13 protein-coding genes and 2 pseudogenes are annotated in these 14,865 nt (G+C 63.7%); 7 read left to right on the forward strand and 8 right to left on the reverse strand.

Annotation, left to right across the window (positions count from 1 at the left end; genetic code table 11):
* Window positions 1-69 precede the first annotated feature (69 nt).
* Together Mame_RS25615 and Mame_RS25620 are read right to left on the reverse strand one after the other, a co-directional pair.
* On the reverse strand, window positions 70-1,977 hold the full coding sequence (locus Mame_RS25615) for a TRAP transporter permease (protein ID WP_018065883.1): 1,908 nt from the start codon (window positions 1,975-1,977) through the stop codon (window positions 70-72).
* Window positions 1,974-2,957, reverse strand: a complete 984-nt coding sequence (locus Mame_RS25620) for a TAXI family TRAP transporter solute-binding subunit (protein ID WP_018065884.1) — start codon at window positions 2,955-2,957, stop codon at window positions 1,974-1,976. The genes Mame_RS25615 and Mame_RS25620 overlap by 4 nt, the downstream gene beginning before the upstream one ends.
* A gap of 218 nt (window positions 2,958-3,175) precedes the next feature.
* On the opposite strand from Mame_RS25620, the gene Mame_RS26965 reads away from it, so the two are divergent.
* From Mame_RS26965 to Mame_RS25635, 4 genes and pseudogenes are all read left to right on the forward strand, one after another.
* A complete protein-coding gene (locus Mame_RS26965; protein WP_018065885.1) occupies window positions 3,176-3,322 on the forward strand; it encodes a hypothetical protein in 147 nt (48 codons plus the stop codon).
* A gap of 69 nt (window positions 3,323-3,391) precedes the next feature.
* Window positions 3,392-4,419 (forward strand): annotated as a pseudogene (locus Mame_RS25625) (IS110 family RNA-guided transposase).
* A 312-nt stretch (window positions 4,420-4,731) separates the two neighbouring features.
* Window positions 4,732-5,663, forward strand: a pseudogene (locus Mame_RS25630) (IS5 family transposase).
* 150 nt (window positions 5,664-5,813) lie between these two features.
* Window positions 5,814-7,253, forward strand: coding sequence for a hypothetical protein (locus Mame_RS25635; protein ID WP_024099412.1), 1,440 nt, complete (start codon window positions 5,814-5,816; stop codon window positions 7,251-7,253).
* A gap of 430 nt (window positions 7,254-7,683) precedes the next feature.
* Here Mame_RS25635 and Mame_RS25645 read toward each other — a convergent pair whose 3' ends face one another.
* Entirely contained in the window at window positions 7,684-8,616 is a 933-nt protein-coding gene (locus Mame_RS25645; RefSeq protein ID WP_007803217.1) for an IS5-like element ISRhba5 family transposase, read from the reverse strand.
* Between the two features lie 193 nt (window positions 8,617-8,809).
* Between Mame_RS25645 and Mame_RS25650 the strand changes: the two genes are divergently transcribed.
* Window positions 8,810-9,463, forward strand: a complete 654-nt coding sequence (locus Mame_RS25650) for a hypothetical protein (RefSeq protein WP_026173657.1) — start codon at window positions 8,810-8,812, stop codon at window positions 9,461-9,463.
* Window positions 9,464-9,700: 237 nt separating this feature from the next.
* Window positions 9,701-10,543 carry a hypothetical protein gene (locus Mame_RS25655; protein WP_018065890.1) on the forward strand — a complete coding sequence of 281 codons (843 nt, stop codon included), beginning with the start codon at window positions 9,701-9,703 and terminating at the stop codon, window positions 10,541-10,543.
* Window positions 10,544-10,601: 58 nt separating this feature from the next.
* Here Mame_RS25655 and Mame_RS25660 read toward each other — a convergent pair whose 3' ends face one another.
* The 3 genes from Mame_RS25660 to Mame_RS25670 all read right to left on the reverse strand — a co-directional run bounded on the left by Mame_RS25660 (window position 10,602) and on the right by Mame_RS25670 (window position 12,849).
* Entirely contained in the window at window positions 10,602-11,171 is a 570-nt protein-coding gene (locus Mame_RS25660; protein WP_007803220.1) for a PIN domain-containing protein, read from the reverse strand.
* Window positions 11,168-11,632 (reverse strand): excisionase family DNA-binding protein, encoded by a 465-nt coding sequence (locus Mame_RS25665; RefSeq protein WP_007803221.1) that lies wholly within the window; start codon window positions 11,630-11,632, stop codon window positions 11,168-11,170. Before Mame_RS25665 ends, Mame_RS25660 begins: the two co-directional genes overlap by 4 nt.
* Window positions 11,633-11,781: 149 nt before the next feature.
* Window positions 11,782-12,849: a helix-turn-helix domain-containing protein gene (locus tag Mame_RS25670; protein ID WP_007803223.1), complete on the reverse strand. Its 1,068-nt coding sequence runs from the start codon at window positions 12,847-12,849 to the stop codon at window positions 11,782-11,784.
* 226 nt (window positions 12,850-13,075) lie between these two features.
* On the opposite strand from Mame_RS25670, the gene Mame_RS25675 reads away from it, so the two are divergent.
* Window positions 13,076-13,960 (forward strand): recombinase family protein, encoded by an 885-nt coding sequence (locus Mame_RS25675; protein WP_018065891.1) that lies wholly within the window; start codon window positions 13,076-13,078, stop codon window positions 13,958-13,960.
* A 78-nt stretch (window positions 13,961-14,038) separates the two neighbouring features.
* Here the strand turns inward: Mame_RS25675 and Mame_RS25680 are convergent, their stop codons facing one another.
* Both Mame_RS25680 and Mame_RS25685 read right to left on the reverse strand, forming a co-directional pair.
* A complete protein-coding gene (locus Mame_RS25680; RefSeq protein WP_018065892.1) occupies window positions 14,039-14,434 on the reverse strand; it encodes a PIN domain-containing protein in 396 nt (131 codons plus the stop codon).
* Complete coding sequence (locus Mame_RS25685; RefSeq protein ID WP_018065893.1) at window positions 14,424-14,651, reverse strand: AbrB/MazE/SpoVT family DNA-binding domain-containing protein; 228 nt, start codon at window positions 14,649-14,651, stop codon at window positions 14,424-14,426. The genes Mame_RS25680 and Mame_RS25685 overlap by 11 nt, the downstream gene beginning before the upstream one ends.
* Window positions 14,652-14,865 lie beyond the last annotated feature (214 nt).

Genomic DNA, 14,865 nt, shown 5'->3' on the forward strand with positions numbered 1-14,865 from the left:
TCTTGCAAAAGGACGCGCGGCCCGGAGGGGTCCGGGCCGCGCGATCTGTTAGGCTGCGCCAGAGTGGCATCAGTCGGCGGCGTTCTGTTGCACGCTGGCCCGGCGCCCCGCCACCAGGTGACGCGCCAGCAGAACCGCCCCGATCGCGATGCCCGCCACCGCGAACAGCTGGAAGGGCGAGACAGCCGCAATCGCACTGCCCAGCATAAGCAGCCGCTCCGCCGGCGACACCGGCTTGCTGGCGAAGGCCTCGACCACGGTGGCCACGGCCAGCGTGGCAATCACGCCTCCTACCACGGCCAGCGTATTCGACAGGGGGTCGGCCAGCAGCATCAGCGCCGGGTTCCAAACGAAGGCGAAGGGCAGCATGAAGCCGATCGAGGCCAGTTTCACCGAGGTGAAGGCGATCTTGAACGGGTCTTCATGTGCAATCGCCGCCGCCGACAGGGCCGCCACCGCAATCGGCGGGGTCAGCGCCGAGAGAACGGCAAAGTACAGCAGGAACATGTGGCTCTGCAGCACCGGATAGCCCAGTTGCGCCAGCGCCGGACCGACCAGCACGGCAGCCAGGATGTAGGCGCTCGGGGTCGGCATGCCGAGACCCAGGATGATCGTCACGACAGCGGCGATAACCAGCGTCAGGATCGGCTGCGAGTTGCTAATCACCAGGATCAGGTTCGCGGCCTTCATACCCAGCCCCGTCATCGACAGGCCCCCGATCACCAGACCCGCGGCGGCACAGGCGCCAGCCACCGGCAGGATGCGCAGCGTGGTCTCGCCCAAGCCCTCGATCACCTGCCACGGCGACAGGCGCGTCGCCTTCAGCAGCGTCGAGGCGATGATGACACCCATCACGCCGATCCCGGCGGTGAAGGTCGGAGAATAGCCCGAGAGCAGCGCCACCACGATGCCGATGATCGGCAGCAGGAAGACCCAGCCCGTGCGGAACGTCTGCGCTACGGTCGGCATCTCGTCCTCGGACGGGCGCAGGTCTTCGCGCACGGCGCGCAGGTGGACCTGACTAAAGACGCCGAGGTAGTAGAGCAGTGCGGGCACCACGGCGGCGACGACCACCGCCTTGTAATCCACGCCGGTATATTCGGCGAGAATGAAAGCGGCCGACCCCATCACCGGAGGCATCGCGCTGCCCCCCGTCGAGGCCGCGACCTCGACCGCGCCGGCGAAGCGCGCGCTGTAGCCCAGTCGCTTCATCACCGGGATGGTGATCGAGCCCGTCGCCACCACGTCCGAGGTCGGGCTGCCCGACATCGTGCCGTAGAGCCCTGAGGAAATCACCGCGATCTTCGCCGGACCGCCGCGGGTGCGCCCGGTCAGAAGCGCCGCGAGGTTGAAGAAGAACTCGCCCCCGCCCGCTTTCGACAGAAAAGTGCCGAACATCACGAACAGGAAGACGTAGCTGGCGACCACCTGGATCGGCACCCCGAACACGCCATCCGTGGTGAAGACCAGGATATCGAGCAGGTAGGTGAAATCGTCGACGCCATGCCCGAAGGGCGGCGGCAGCAGGTAGCCGAACCAGTTGTACGCCAGGAAGGCCACGACCACGATGGTAAGTCCCATGCCCGTGGTCCGGCGCGTCGCTTCGAGGGTCAGGAGGAGTAGCGAGATGCCGAAGAAGAGCTGCGCGGGCGTGAACGGATCCAGCAGGCTGATGCGGTCCGCAATGGCGGTGGCGTTCACGAAGAAGAAGATGCCCGCTGCCAGGCTGAGCAGCGACAGGGCGATATCATAGAACGGGATGCGGTCGGGAGCGTTCGGCGTGGCACCGATCGCCGCGAACATGATCGCGTAGATCCCCGAAACGAAGAGGATGCCCAGAACTAGCGGATCCGAGATGGTGAAGAGGTTGGCGTAGATCACCCAGGCCGAGAAGATCGCGGCCACCACGACGATGGCCCGTTGCTGGCCGGCCGCAAGATCCCTCCTGCGGCCGGTGGAGACGAGTGTCCCGATCATTGCGACAGCCCTGCCTCACTGTAGGCACGGGCGGCGCCGGGGTGGAACTCGAGCACGCTGGGCGTGGCGAGCAACTCGGGCGTCAGGGATTGCATGGCGCTGTGAACCGCGCGCACCTCGTCGATGTTGGTGATGAGGGCGTTGGTCAAGGCATAGGCGTCGTCGTCGCTCATCGCGTCGGTCGCGGCCAGCAGCGCCCCCAGCGTCACGGTGTTCACGTCCGCCTGCTGGTTCGAATAGCTGCCAGCGGGAATGACCATCTGGCCGGTGCCGAAGCGCTCGTTGGTGGCGTCGATGACCTCCTGCGGGACCGACAGCAGCACAACGTCAGCATTCGTGTCAACCGCGCGAAACGACGAGTGGTTGATGAAGATGCCGTTGGTAATCATGTCGAGCCGTCCGTCCTGCAGCAGCTCGCCCTGCTCATTGGCGCCGGCGCGCACGAACTGGCCGCCAGCTTCGGCCAGGGATTCGTCGGTCACCCCCACCAGCTCGAACATCATCAGCGCGATGTTCGAGGTGATGTTCCCCGAGCGGTTGATGCCGATGCGGATCGGCGCGCCGCTGCCGGCGATGTCGTCCAGGCTGTCGATGCCGTATTGCTCGGCCATCGAGCGGTCGAGGAAGAAGTGCATCGGCGCCCAGTTGTACATGTAGCCGATGGCCCGCATGTTCGTGATCGGCCCGCGGAAGGGCTCTTCGCCTCCCAGCGCGAGCTGCGCCTCGGCGTCGTGCACCAGGCCCAGATCCGTGCGCCCGGCGCCCAGCAGGCCGATGTTGGCGAACCCGCCGCCCGTAGCCTGATAGGTCACCACGGCCGAGGTGTCCGCCACCTGCGCGGCGCGGTCGATGCCGGCGCCCAGCAGCGACCAAAGGCCGCCCGGGTTCCCGCCTGAAAGAGTGAGGTTGAGCGATTGGCCGTGACCAGCCGTCGCCGAGACGGCGAGGCCGGCAGCCATCGCGATTGCAGTGAAACGCATAATCATGTCCTCCCGTTTGGCCCTGCGTCGCGCCCCTCTCCCGTCCGACATCCGGAACACGGGGGCCGGATCGGTGGTTTGCGAAACATAGCTTAGACATCTATCTTTAAAGCCCTCGCTAGGAGATTGTCAACGATTAGATACCAAAGCTTGCTATCCCCCCACTCAAGCTCGACGCGGAAGGCGTTACGGTCCCCCGCGGCGCTGGAAACCGGGTAATGCCGACACTCACGAAGGCAACATACATCATGACGAAGACCCTGTGCGGGCGGGCGCCCTCGCCCATCCTGCAGCAGCACTATTGCGCCTACCGGTGCTACGACGCCGAGGCGGGCCGCGCATTTCATGAGGATTTGCGGCTTTGATGGTGTGCCCCCCCCGACGGCATCGATGTGCCAAGGTGGGTCTGCAAGGATCCACAAAGGAGAGCGGTCATGTCGGAGATTATCACGGTCGGGCTCGATCTGGCGAAGAATGTGTTTCAGGTCCACGGTGCCGACGCTACGGGCCGGGCGGTGCTGCGCAAGAAGCTGCGAAGAGATCAGGTCTGGCATTCTTTGGACAGCTGCCGGCCTGCGTCGTCGCGATGGAAGCCTGCGGTGGCGCCCATTTCTGGGGGCGCGAGATCGGGAAGATCGGGCATGACGTGCGGTTGGTCCCACCCGCCTACGTGAAGCCATTCGTGAAGCGCCAGAAGAATGATATGGCTGATGCCGAGGCGATCTGCGAGGCGGCGACGCGCCCGACGATGCGCTTCGTGCCGGTGAAGAGCGAGGAGACCCAAGGCGCGGCGATGGTCTTTCGCATCCGCGAGTTGCTTATCCGGCAGCGAACCCAGACCATCAATGCCCTGCGCGGGCATCTGGGCGAGTTCGGAATGATCGTTCCGCAGCGCGCGGCCAACATGTCGAAGCTGATTGCCATTGTGGAAGACCCGGAAAGCGGTCTGCCTGCCGATGCCATCCCCACGCTCAAGGTGTTGGTGGCGTCACTCGCCCATCTCGGAGCGGAAATCGGCAAGCTCGATGCCGAGATCGCCCGGTGTGCCAAGGAGAATGAGGTGGCGCGGCGCCTGATGACAGTCCCGGGGATAGGTCCTCTGATTGCCACGGCCATAGCGGTTCTGGCTCCGCCCCCCGAGACGTTCCGCAAAGCGCGCGACTTCGCGGCCTGGCTCGGGCTCACGCCCCGTCAGCATTCCACAGGAGGCAAGCAGCGTCTCGGGGCCAACACGAAGATGGGCGAACGGTCGTTGCGGCGATTGCTGATCATCGGGGCCAACAGCGTCATCATCAAGCGGCATGTTCATGCCGCTGCCCGGCCGGGCACATGGCTTGGCGAGATGCTGACGCGCAAGCCGCCGATGCTGGTGCGGGTCGCGCTGGCGAACAAAATGGCGCGGATCGTCTGGGCGCTGATGGCCCGAGGCGGCGCCTACCAGTCTCCGACCGCTGCGGCGTAAGCCGTCACTGGTCGCGAGGACGTCGGAGCGGAAGAGGGCAAGGAGACGTTTGGCGCACGGTCGAGAGACGGGATCGGGAGAACCAGAGCGCAACAGAGTGCCATCGAGCACGCGGCTTTGATCTGGACCCGACCTGCGAACACCATACGGGCCCGCGGCGTGATGATGGCCGCAACAGAGGCCGGATACATGTCAGCACCCGACACCGCGCGAAACTGATCCAGAAACCCTCTTGCGCAAGGGGCGGTTATACATGTTGCGCAAATGCTGTGAAGGTTTCACCTTGCGAATCCAGTCTGTTAGTCAGGCTGCATGAGCAGACCCATACCCCCGACCTACAAGACCAGGAACTGGCCAGCCTACAATGAAGCAGTCAAGCGCCGGGGCTCGCTGACGATCTGGTTTGACCCCGAGATGAGCTGGGATGCCGCGCCGACAGGCAGGCGTGGCCGCCAGCAGACCTACAGCGATGCCGCTATCCAGACGTGCCTCTCGATGAAAGTGCTGTTCGGCATGGCGCTCCGGCAGACGACCGGGTTCGTCGAGAGCCTGCTACGGCTGGTCGGCCTGAACTGGACGGTGCCCGACTTCAGCACGCTATCTCGCCGCCAGAAGACCTTGGCCGTGAACATCCCCTACCGCGGCTCCAAGGGGCCGTTGCACCTGCTGATCGACAGCACCGGGATCAAGGTCGAAGGTGAAGGCGAGTGGCACGCACGCAAGCATGGCGGCCCGAAACGGCGCGTTTGGCGCAAGCTCCACCTTGGGATCGATGAAGAAACGTTGGAGATCCGGGCCGTCGAAGTCACCGGGAGCCACATCGGTGATGCGCCCATCCTACCCACCTTCTCGACCAAATCCCGCAGGACCAGGAAATCGGTAGCGTTACGGCTGATGGCGCCTACGACACGCGCAAATGCCACGATGCGATTGCAGATCGCGGTGCCCATGCCGTCATCCCGCCCCGCAAGAACGCGAAGCCCTGGAAGACGATCACCGCCGGAGCCGTGGCGCGAAATGAGGCCCTGCGCGCGGCGAAATACCTGGGCCGCGCGCTCTGGCGACGATGGAGTGGATACCACCGCCGAAGCCGCGTCGAGACAAAGATGCATTGTATCAAGTTGCTGGGCCAGCGGCTCATGGCACGGGACTTCGACCGACAGGTCGCCGAACTCCAGGTCCGCATCGCCGTCCTGAACGGCTACACCGCGCTCGGAATACCCGTCACGGAAGCTGTGGGATAAGTCCGTCCGGGGAAAGGGGAACCTCGGCCTTAAGCCGATTTGTGCATCAGAGCCCTTGACACTAATAATTAGCTATCTATGTTTGTTCCCGGCGATGGTTCCCCGGAAGAGGAGCCGGATTTCATCGCTGCATCAAACTGGAGGAAATTCATGTCACGGACAGCCAATTTGGCCGGCCCGCGTTCGCGGACCGGAATGGTGGTGCTTTGCCTCGCTCTGACCGCGGGCTTCGCCCCGCTCGCGTCGGCGCAGGAGCAGCCCGCCTTCAACGAACATGCGGGAACCCTGCCGGACGGGACGGCATGGCTGATCCGCGTGCCCGAGAACTGGAATGGTCGACTACTCAGGGATCTGGATTTCGCCAGCAACGTTTCGGTCGCGTCAGCGGTCCAGCGGTATGACGACCTGCTCGGTCGTGGCTATGCCTTCGCCGGGCTCGCCCGGCACCCGCTGCGCCTGTGGCAATACGATCCGCAGCGTGAAATCCTGAATCTACAAGCTGTTCAGGACATTTTCACGGACCTGGAGCGCGCTCCTGACATGGTGCTGCAATACGGCTGTTCTGGCGGAGGGCTCGACAGCCTCGCTTCGGCCGAGGATTACCCGGACAGGATCGACGGTGCCGCCGTGCTTGCCGCCCATACGCCGGTCTGGATCATGAGCAGTTTCCTGGATGGCTGGTTCGCCATGCAGACCCTGCTGGGCGAAAGCTATGAGGCCGCTGGGCACGGTCCGGCCAGCGATCTCGCCATCGTCGGCCTGCCCAATGCCGGAGCGGGTGGCGAGCGCAGCCTTGACGCGATCCGTGCGTCCTGGATGGCCGCCATCGAAACGGCGGGCGAAAGCCCGGAGGGCCGCGCGCGGCTGGCGCTTGCCTTCGCCATCGGACAGTGGTCGCCGTGGATGGTCGAGGGGACCGAACTACCCGACACCGCGGATGCCGGCGCCATGGCCGACATGATCGTGGCCTCGGCGCTGCGCATCGGCGGTAATGTTGGCGGGTCCTCGCGGCTTCTGTTCGAAAACGCCGCATCGGGGCAGCAACTTTCCGGGAACGAGGGGGTCGACTATGCCGCCTTCTACCAGAATGCCGCACCCGCGATGGCGCGGACGGTTGAGGCGCTCTACGAACAGGCCGGTTTGGACCTTCAGGCCGACATTGCCAGGATCGACGCCGCCCCCCGCATCGCGGCCTCGGATTATGCGCGCGATTTCTGGGCCGCAGACGGGCGCACGACGACCGGCGATCTGCAGGTTCCGGCGATCCGCATCCACATGCTGGGCGACTGGGCCATTCCCTACACGCTGATGGAAGGCTACGGCGCGCTGGTGCAGGAGCAGGGTACCGGCGATCTGTATCGGCAGTCGCTGGTCCAGGGCACGGGCCATTGCGAGTTCACGGCTGCCGAAAGCACGGCCATCGTCGAGACCCTGGTCGAACGGATCGAAACGGGCGCCTGGCCCGAGACATCGCCCGAGGCGCTGAACGCCGCAGCCGAGGCGCTGGAAACCGGGAGCGCCCCCCGGTTCATCGAACACGGTGATTGGCGCGTGGCAGCCTATAACCGGCCCTGGGTTCCGGCAGAATAAGCCGATGGGGAACTGGCGCTGCGCCGGTTCCCCCACAGGTCCGGTGGCGCAAGTCATTGGTGGACCGTCGCCAACGCGCAGTGGGCATCTCTGGCGAGGGCAAGTGTTCCCATGTCTGGACGACCCCTGCTGCGCAAGCTGGGAATTGACGCGCCTATGCCGAAAGCAGTCATGTCTACGGCCTTTGTGGTGCGGTCTAGCCGCTGGCCCAGATGAAGTCCGCGGATCGGGTCCCAATCAAAATTGCGCGCTTTCTGCGCCTTGACCCCCTGGGGTGTCCCGATCCCCGGTTCGACCGGTTTGTCATCTCTTCTCAGCTTCACGCATTCCGTCAGCGGTTCCGCGCTCAGGAGACAGGGGCCGCGTAGATCTCGTTGGCGTTGTTGCAGAAAGTCGGCCTGAGTTGTGAGTGCCCCTTTCCCATTCAGTTTCATGCCACGCGGACGACGTGGGCGGTGCCGAGCGCGTTGAAGCGATTGACAAGGGCGACCCGGATGTGGATTTCGGCGGTTTGGCGATCTGGATCCCGCGCGGCGATGCGCTCACCGAAGGCCTTCAGGCATCGCATCTTGGCCTCCACTCGGCTACGGGCGTGGTATCCGGTCCACCGCTTCCAGAATGCCCGACCGTAGTGACGCGTGGCGCGCAGGGTTTCGTTGCGCGCCTTGGCAGCCGGGCAGTCCTCTTTCCAAGCTCGACCGTTCCTTCGGGTCGGTATGATTGCCGTGCCACCGCGTGCGATGACGGCGCCGTGGCAGCGGCGGGTATCGTAGGCACCATCCGCGGTCACGGTGCCGATGTCCTCGTCCTCGGGGATCTGGCCCAACAGGTCCGGCAGGACTGGGCTGTCGCCTTCCCGGCTAGGGGTGAACTCGACGGCCCGGATATCCGAGGTGGCGATATCCATCGCCAGATGCACCTTGCGCCATTGGCGGCGGCCCTGAACGCCATGCTTGCGGGCCTGCCATTCGCCGTCGCCAAGAAACTTGATGCCGGTGCTGTCCACCAGAAGATTCAGCGGCCCTTCGGCACGGCGATAGGGGATCTGCACCTTGAGGGTCTTCTGTCTGCGGCACAGCGTCGAGTAGTCCGGAACGGGCCAGTCTAGCCCTGCCAGGCGCAGGAGGCTCGCGACCATTCCGGCTGTCTGCCTGAGCGGTAGCTTGAACAGAACCTTGAGCGACAGGCAAAACTGGATCGCGGCATTCGAAAAGACCGGCGGGCGCCCTGGGCGTCCCTCATGCGGCGCGTGCCAGGTCATCTCCTTGTCCAGCCAGATCAGCAGCGATCCGCGCTTCCTGAGCGCATCGTTGTAGCTGGACCAGTTCGTCGTGCGGTAGCGGGCGGGCTTGGGCTTGCTCATGCAGATCGTCTAACCGCATGGATTCCCGATGTGAATCCTTCACCGACTGAGTTCTGCAACAACGCCCGTCGAACGCTCCGTGCCGGATCACCTGAGTTGCTCTGCGATCTCGCAACATCGCTGTTGTTCAAATCAGGTTGTAGTCGTTCATGTTGTATCGTATCGATCGAACAATTTCGCAGGGAGTCGATACATGAAGCATCCGTTGACGTCACTCGCAGCAGCCGGGCTCGCACTTGCGATGATCACGCCGGAGCCCGCTTCTGCGCAGAGCTACCAGGTCGACTGCGCCATCCTGCTATGTCTCGCGGGTGGCTGGCCAGCATCTGCACCCTGTGCACATGCGCGGGCTGTTTTCATCCGCAGGATCACGCCCTGGCCGGTCGAGCCGCCGCTGCAGATCTGGCGTTGCCCAATGGGAGCCTCGTTCGACGCCCCTGCCCCACTATCGCCGATGGAGCGCCTCTACGATATCACCTTCCGCGTCCGGCCTGAGATCAGCCTCCCGGATGCGACAGGTCCGTTCGTGTTGGCGCAGGCCGATGAACGCGCCGATATCGACATCTCTGGCAGCGCCTTCGACTTCGTTCGGAGCATCCGCGTCTACCATGTCCAGTTCAGCCAACATCAGGATCGTGACGGTGATTGCATCCGCTACGACTCGACTAGGCTCGGCTCCTACGGTGTGCAGGGCGATTATCGCTGGCAGAGATCGAGCGTGGGAGCTGTTCCACCTGCCTCGCTTCTGCCCCGTCCCGAGCACTGTGGTTGGGTGAGTTATCGCTCGGTCTTCGTCGATTGGCGCGACCATGAAGGAAACTACGGCTTCGAAGAGGTTCGATACTGAACCCCATGCGGGCCAGCGTAGCACTGGCCCGCTCCGATCAACTTGCACCGGAGGCAGTGCATCACCCCAAAAAAGGGAAACGACGCCAGACCGAGAAGCCTGACGCCACGCTAGAAAAAAACCCCTGAACACGGTCTTTTTAGCGCAGTGTCCGAACCCCTGCAACCAGCAAAGTGTTTTTGCTGGCAAGAATGTTGTTTGCTCTCGACATGGCATCGTCTCTTAGGAGATACGACCATGGAACCAACGACCGGCCTGATCCTCAGGCGAATCACGCAGACAGACCTCTCCGTTTCGGCGCACAAGCTGGCCACGCTCATCCTCGACGGAATAGCGTGGAAGGATGGGTATAACGGCCTGCCCCGCGGCACGGCTGCCTTCACCCTGTCCTCTCTGGCGGCGAAGATGGGCGTCTCGCGCCAGTACCTGAGCGTTCTGCTGAGTGAGCTTGAAACTTCTGAACTGAAGCTTGAGCGCGAGAAATCGAACGGCAAGTTCGCCCCCTGGCTTTTCCGCTTCGCGGCCTTTGACGACGGCGAACAGACCCACGATCTCGTGTCAGGCGGAGGCGACACATCACTATCTAGAGAAGAATCTAACAAAACTATATTCACAGGACAGATCAACATTGACGGTTGCTCGAACGTGTTCCGAACATGCTGGGCCGAGCTGATCAAGGCCGCGAAGAGCGCCCTACCCTGCTGGAACGTCGATACGCAAGTGATCTGGGAACGCTTCCTTGCCTTCAACCGGGCCCGTGGGAACAGCAAGGTTCCGGCCGGTTTCCTGCTCGGCTTCATGCGCCGGTGGCGCACCTCGCTTGGAGAAGCGACGCGCCCACCGGCTCTCCCCGCACCACAGCCGGTTCAAGAGCCACGAGAGCGCGAGCTGCACGAACAGATCAAGGCTGCGCCAAGCTCGAACCGCCAGTTTCACGCGTCAGACCTGTGTCGCGTCATAGGGCAAGCGGCGTACGATGCGCGCATTGTCGCCGTGATCCGGCAGTTCGGTTGCCCGAGGTTCACTGCTACGCTTGCAGTCCACGGGCGTGCAGTCCTGGCGGGCGAAATCTCGCGGTGATGATGGATCGGGTGCCACAACTCTGGCCAGAACGTATTCAGTCAGGGCAGTTCTGGGATCAAAGCAGGTCGGCGAATTGCTCCAGGTCGGCAACCGTGGCGACCAACCCCTGCTGTGTCAGGATCGCGAGATACTCGTCGACGCTTTTGAGCGGATTCTTGAGGCGCGCGCGAACTTTCCGCAGCGCGGAACAGACCAGACCGGGCGCGAGAGACAGTTGGTTCCGGAAAAAGTCGTCAGGGTGTTGGGTCTCGATGCCAAAGGGCGCAAGTGCCGCTGGTGGGAAGTCCTTCAGGTTCTGCGTGACGATCGCGTCACAGCGCCCAACGATTGCCGCCGCCAGAACGTGCCGATCGTCAGGGTCCGGCAGTGTTAGGGCCGGCACCAATGCCTCGTAGCCGGTGACCAGACAGTCGCGTGTGGCCCTGTCCATCAAGTCGCGAGTTCGTTCCAGCGCGGCGCGCTCCCGATGAGGTTCATTGCGCAGAAGCGCATCAATCCACTCCCGATGGATATCGGCCGTCCACTTGGCCTTGAAAAGGTCTGTGACCGCCAACTGCATCAGTGCATCGCGCATCGGCGCGGGATAAAGGACGTTCGCATCGAACAGGACCGTGTACTGGCTCATTTCGAGCGGTAGCCCATGTCCTGCTCTTGAGCGTCGGCGGCCAGTTGATCGAGCGCAGCTTCACGCTCGGTATCGATCGCGGCCTTGTAGGACATCACGTCTTCCATGCGGACGCGGCGATGCTTGCCGACCTTCCGATGCGGTATGGCACCATCCTCGAGCAGCTTGATCAGGAACGGACGCGAGACGTTCAGAACCTCAGCGGCCTGTACGGTCGAGAGTTCGGCGTTCTCGGGGATGATGGTGACCCCCCGCCCCGCTGCCATCGCCTCGAGGATCTCCATGAGCAGCGATACGGCGCCCGCAGGAAGCTCGATCGGCTCCATCTGCTCGGAGTCCGTCACACGAAGTTTCAACGGCGCGCGCGCCTGGGCGAAGCGTGACAATGCCTGGCCAGAGACGCGCGCAATCGCTGCGTCCTGCGGCGTGGGCGGAAGATGTCGGTGTGCCAGCATGTTCATGGTGGTCTCCTCTCCGGTTTCTGTTCTCTACCACCATATATGAAATAAGTGCAACAAATGCATTAAGTGTTGGTGAGTTTCTGCGCGCCCTGCCGCGTGCTCGCGGTTATCGCTGCTGTCGAGTGAGCGGGTGAGACCCACGCTAACCTTCAGTTTGTCGCCTTCCACATCCTGAACCGCCCCTGTCCTGTCACCTCGCGGATCAGACCCCGCTCTTGCATCCATGCAAGGTTGCGCTGAACAGCGGCGCGACTGGCACTCGTCAGGGCCTGGGCCATTGGCGCAGAGACGAGCGGCCATTCGGTCAGCACTGCGCGCAAGGCCGGCGGCGTCCTGCCCGAGAGCAATGTCATTTCGGCTTCCGCCCGCGCCGACCATGCCTCGATATCGTCAAGGTGCCGCACCGCGGTCAGGCACGCGGCTTCCATCCCGTATAGCCAGCGTTCCAGACGTTCGAACGGTGAACCACCGGCTCGTAGTCCCCCTGCCCCGCCCATGGCCAGAGGCGTGAAGACTGCGCCTCTTCCATCGCTGGCCGCGATCCGCGCAGCTGCGACAGCCGCTTCCATACGGTCGTCGTGCTGCCCGAGCCCCGCGAGGCGCCAGAGGTGAAAGCCCGCGCAAGCGCGAGTGATCGGGTGCAGGTCCGTGGCCTGCCCCATCAGATCCAGCCAACCGCTCGCGCGATCCACGAACGGCTCGGTCTCATCACTGATGTTCTCGGGGTCGCGACGGTCGAGGAAGGCGGAAAGGTCCTGCTCCGGTCCCGGTCCACCCGTCAGTCGCCGAATCGCCCATCCGACTCGCGCCAGCGCCGCCGTGTCGTCCTGGACACCGGACAGGCGCAGCGAGATCCAGAGCGCCAGCCGGTCTTGGCTGATGCGGTCACCGGTGTGCCAGCTCAAATCTGCGGCCTCCATCAGCGCAAGCCGATGCCGCCATCCTTCCGGTCCGCGCTTCAACCGGTCGTCCAGCGCGCCGACGCGACCGGCCACACGGGCAAGACGCGCGGCCTGCCCGCCCTCTGCCTTCCGCCATTCGTCGAGGACCTCGGTTTCACGCGGTTCGGCCCGTGGTCCCGGCGGCAAATAGTCCGGCTCGTCGTCCATCGGACCGGGCAGAAACCACAGGTCGTCCTCAGACGCCTGTTCGACCTCCTCAGCATAAATGCCGAGCGCGTCGGATTCATCATACAATGCGGGGGTTCCAGGCCTCATATGCGCAAAATACAGCTATTTTGAGCTTTACCCAAGGGTTTTATCAGAGTGCGTTTGTACACCTTACATAGCACGCGCGCGCGATGGTCCGCGAGACCTCCCTGATCGCGCTCTGCGTATGGAAACCAAGGGCTTTCTGATGAACAGCGCCACAGAGCGCGCCCTTGCATTCATTTACAAACGGTCGTTTATTGGTGCTGTATGAAACTGCAAATGGCCTGTTTTGATGCCCCTGATCGGCTACGCGCGCGTCTCGACCGAGGATCAGACCCCCCTGCCCCAGTCGCAGGCCCTGAAATCCGCGGGCTGCGTCGAGATCCACGAGGAGCAGGCCTCGGGCGGCAATCGTGCGCGACCGGTGCTTGCGCGGGTGTTGGAACGCATCGGCAAGGGCGACACGCTGGTCGTCGTGCGGATCGACCGTCTCGCGCGATCCCTCTCGCATCTGCTGGAGGTGATCGAGCGGCTGGAAGCCAAGGGCGCCTTCTTCCGCTCGCTCATGGACCCGATCGACACGTCCTCCCCGCAGGGCAAATTCACTCTCCAGGTCCTGGGCGCCGCCGCTGAGTTCGAGCGCGCCCTGATCCGCGAACGCACCAAGGCCGGACTGGCCAGCGCACGGACCAAAGGCAGGGTCGGCGGTAACCCGGGCCTGCGCGCCCGTGATCCGGCGGCGCTGCGCAAGGTCCGGCTGGCGCGGCAGGACGGCTACATGGAACGCCTGAACGAGACGGCGCAGGACTGGGTGCCCCATGTGCGACGCCTGCGGCCCGACATGGCCTGGGAAGACGTGCTGCGCATCGTCAACGGCCCCCTGCCCCGCGAGCGCCAATGGACGCAAAGCCGCCTTTTGCGCGCAGTCAACGCCTATGTGCGGGACGGCTTCCTACCGCCCACGGTACTGGACCGCGCCGGCCGCCGCGAAACCGACGACCGCCTGCCCGCCATCGTCGCCGCCATCAAGGGCGCGGACCCCGACATCACACTTCAGGCGATCTGCACTCGACTGGAAGCGATGCGCGAGCGTACGCCCCGCGGGCGGACAAGCTGGCAACCCTCCTCGGTGAAGATGCTGCTGGAGAGGGCTGAGAGGCTGGGGCTGCTTGCGTAGTCGAGATACCTTGCAAATTCTCCACGACATGGAAGGATTACAAGGCTTTGGCCAGCGCCATGCTCAGAAACTCTCTGCTCACGCAAAGGGGTTGATGATGCGAAGCTGGCCTTCGACCAGCAGGCCATCTTGCATGTCCTCGCTCCACAGCGTGGTGCAGCCCGCAACCAAAGCGCTGGCCACGATCATCGCGTCGTAGATCGAGAAGCCGTAGCGTTCCGCCAAGGCACGGCCGACGTCATGGGTCTGGAGGGTCAGGTCTTCGACGGGGCACAAAGCACGCACTCCTTCGAGAAACGCCCCTGCTTCTTCCCAGCTTAGGCCAGCCTTGCGGCGACAGTTCACCAGCGTCTCGTTTAGGACCTGAACGCTGATCCGGGGCCCCTGCCCCAGGATAATCTCGGCGCGATCGGCCTTTGGGCCATCGTCGAGCAGGTAAAGAACGACATTCGTGTCCGCGAACTCAGCGCTCATGCGCGTCATCGCGGCTCAGGCGCTCTGCAGCGGGCAGCTTGCCCCGGAAGCGGCGCAGGCCCGTCAGCACCTCATCCGCGCGCGCCAGACGACGGACTCTGACCTGGCCGTCGTCCTTGACCAGATCGATCTGATCGCCTTCCTTGAGGCCAAGCTCCCGGACAAGCTCCGCGGGCAAGCGGACGGCGAGCGAGTTGCCCCATTTTGCGACCTGCATTTTGGCCTCCTGCGTGGATATACGATCAGTAATGTATATCACACTAGCTACATGGGCAAGCCTGTCCGCTGCTTGGGCTACTCTTGTGCGTCGCGCAGTGGCTGACACCAGATTTAGAAAGTGCTTGCACGAATCTGAGTCCTCCGGCAATAGTCACGGAAAAGGGCGACTAAACGCCGAAATCCGTGAACACGCCACGGACGCGCGAGGGCAG

Origin of the sequence: Martelella mediterranea DSM 17316, assembly GCF_002043005.1 — a bacterium.
GTDB classification, from domain to species: domain Bacteria; phylum Pseudomonadota; class Alphaproteobacteria; order Rhizobiales; family Rhizobiaceae; genus Martelella; species Martelella mediterranea.

What these genes read in the sequence shown, in the direction of transcription:
- Mame_RS25615 (WP_018065883.1), bottom strand. Translation starts at nt 1,977, where the DNA reads ATGATCGGGACACTCGTCTCCACCGGCCGCAGGAGGGATCTTGCGGCC.
- Mame_RS25620 (WP_018065884.1), bottom strand. Translation starts at nt 2,957, where the DNA reads ATGCGTTTCACTGCAATCGCGATGGCTGCCGGCCTCGCCGTCTCGGCG.
- Mame_RS26965 (WP_018065885.1), top strand. Translation starts at nt 3,176, where the DNA reads ATGCCGACACTCACGAAGGCAACATACATCATGACGAAGACCCTGTGC.
- Mame_RS25635 (WP_024099412.1), top strand. Translation starts at nt 5,814, where the DNA reads ATGTCACGGACAGCCAATTTGGCCGGCCCGCGTTCGCGGACCGGAATG.
- Mame_RS25645 (WP_007803217.1), bottom strand. Translation starts at nt 8,616, where the DNA reads ATGAGCAAGCCCAAGCCCGCCCGCTACCGCACGACGAACTGGTCCAGC.
- Mame_RS25650 (WP_026173657.1), top strand. Translation starts at nt 8,810, where the DNA reads ATGAAGCATCCGTTGACGTCACTCGCAGCAGCCGGGCTCGCACTTGCG.
- Mame_RS25655 (WP_018065890.1), top strand. Translation starts at nt 9,701, where the DNA reads ATGGAACCAACGACCGGCCTGATCCTCAGGCGAATCACGCAGACAGAC.
- Mame_RS25660 (WP_007803220.1), bottom strand. Translation starts at nt 11,171, where the DNA reads ATGAGCCAGTACACGGTCCTGTTCGATGCGAACGTCCTTTATCCCGCG.
- Mame_RS25665 (WP_007803221.1), bottom strand. Translation starts at nt 11,632, where the DNA reads ATGAACATGCTGGCACACCGACATCTTCCGCCCACGCCGCAGGACGCA.
- Mame_RS25670 (WP_007803223.1), bottom strand. Translation starts at nt 12,849, where the DNA reads ATGAGGCCTGGAACCCCCGCATTGTATGATGAATCCGACGCGCTCGGC.
- Mame_RS25675 (WP_018065891.1), top strand. Translation starts at nt 13,076, where the DNA reads ATGCCCCTGATCGGCTACGCGCGCGTCTCGACCGAGGATCAGACCCCC.
- Mame_RS25680 (WP_018065892.1), bottom strand. Translation starts at nt 14,434, where the DNA reads ATGAGCGCTGAGTTCGCGGACACGAATGTCGTTCTTTACCTGCTCGAC.
- Mame_RS25685 (WP_018065893.1), bottom strand. Translation starts at nt 14,651, where the DNA reads ATGCAGGTCGCAAAATGGGGCAACTCGCTCGCCGTCCGCTTGCCCGCG.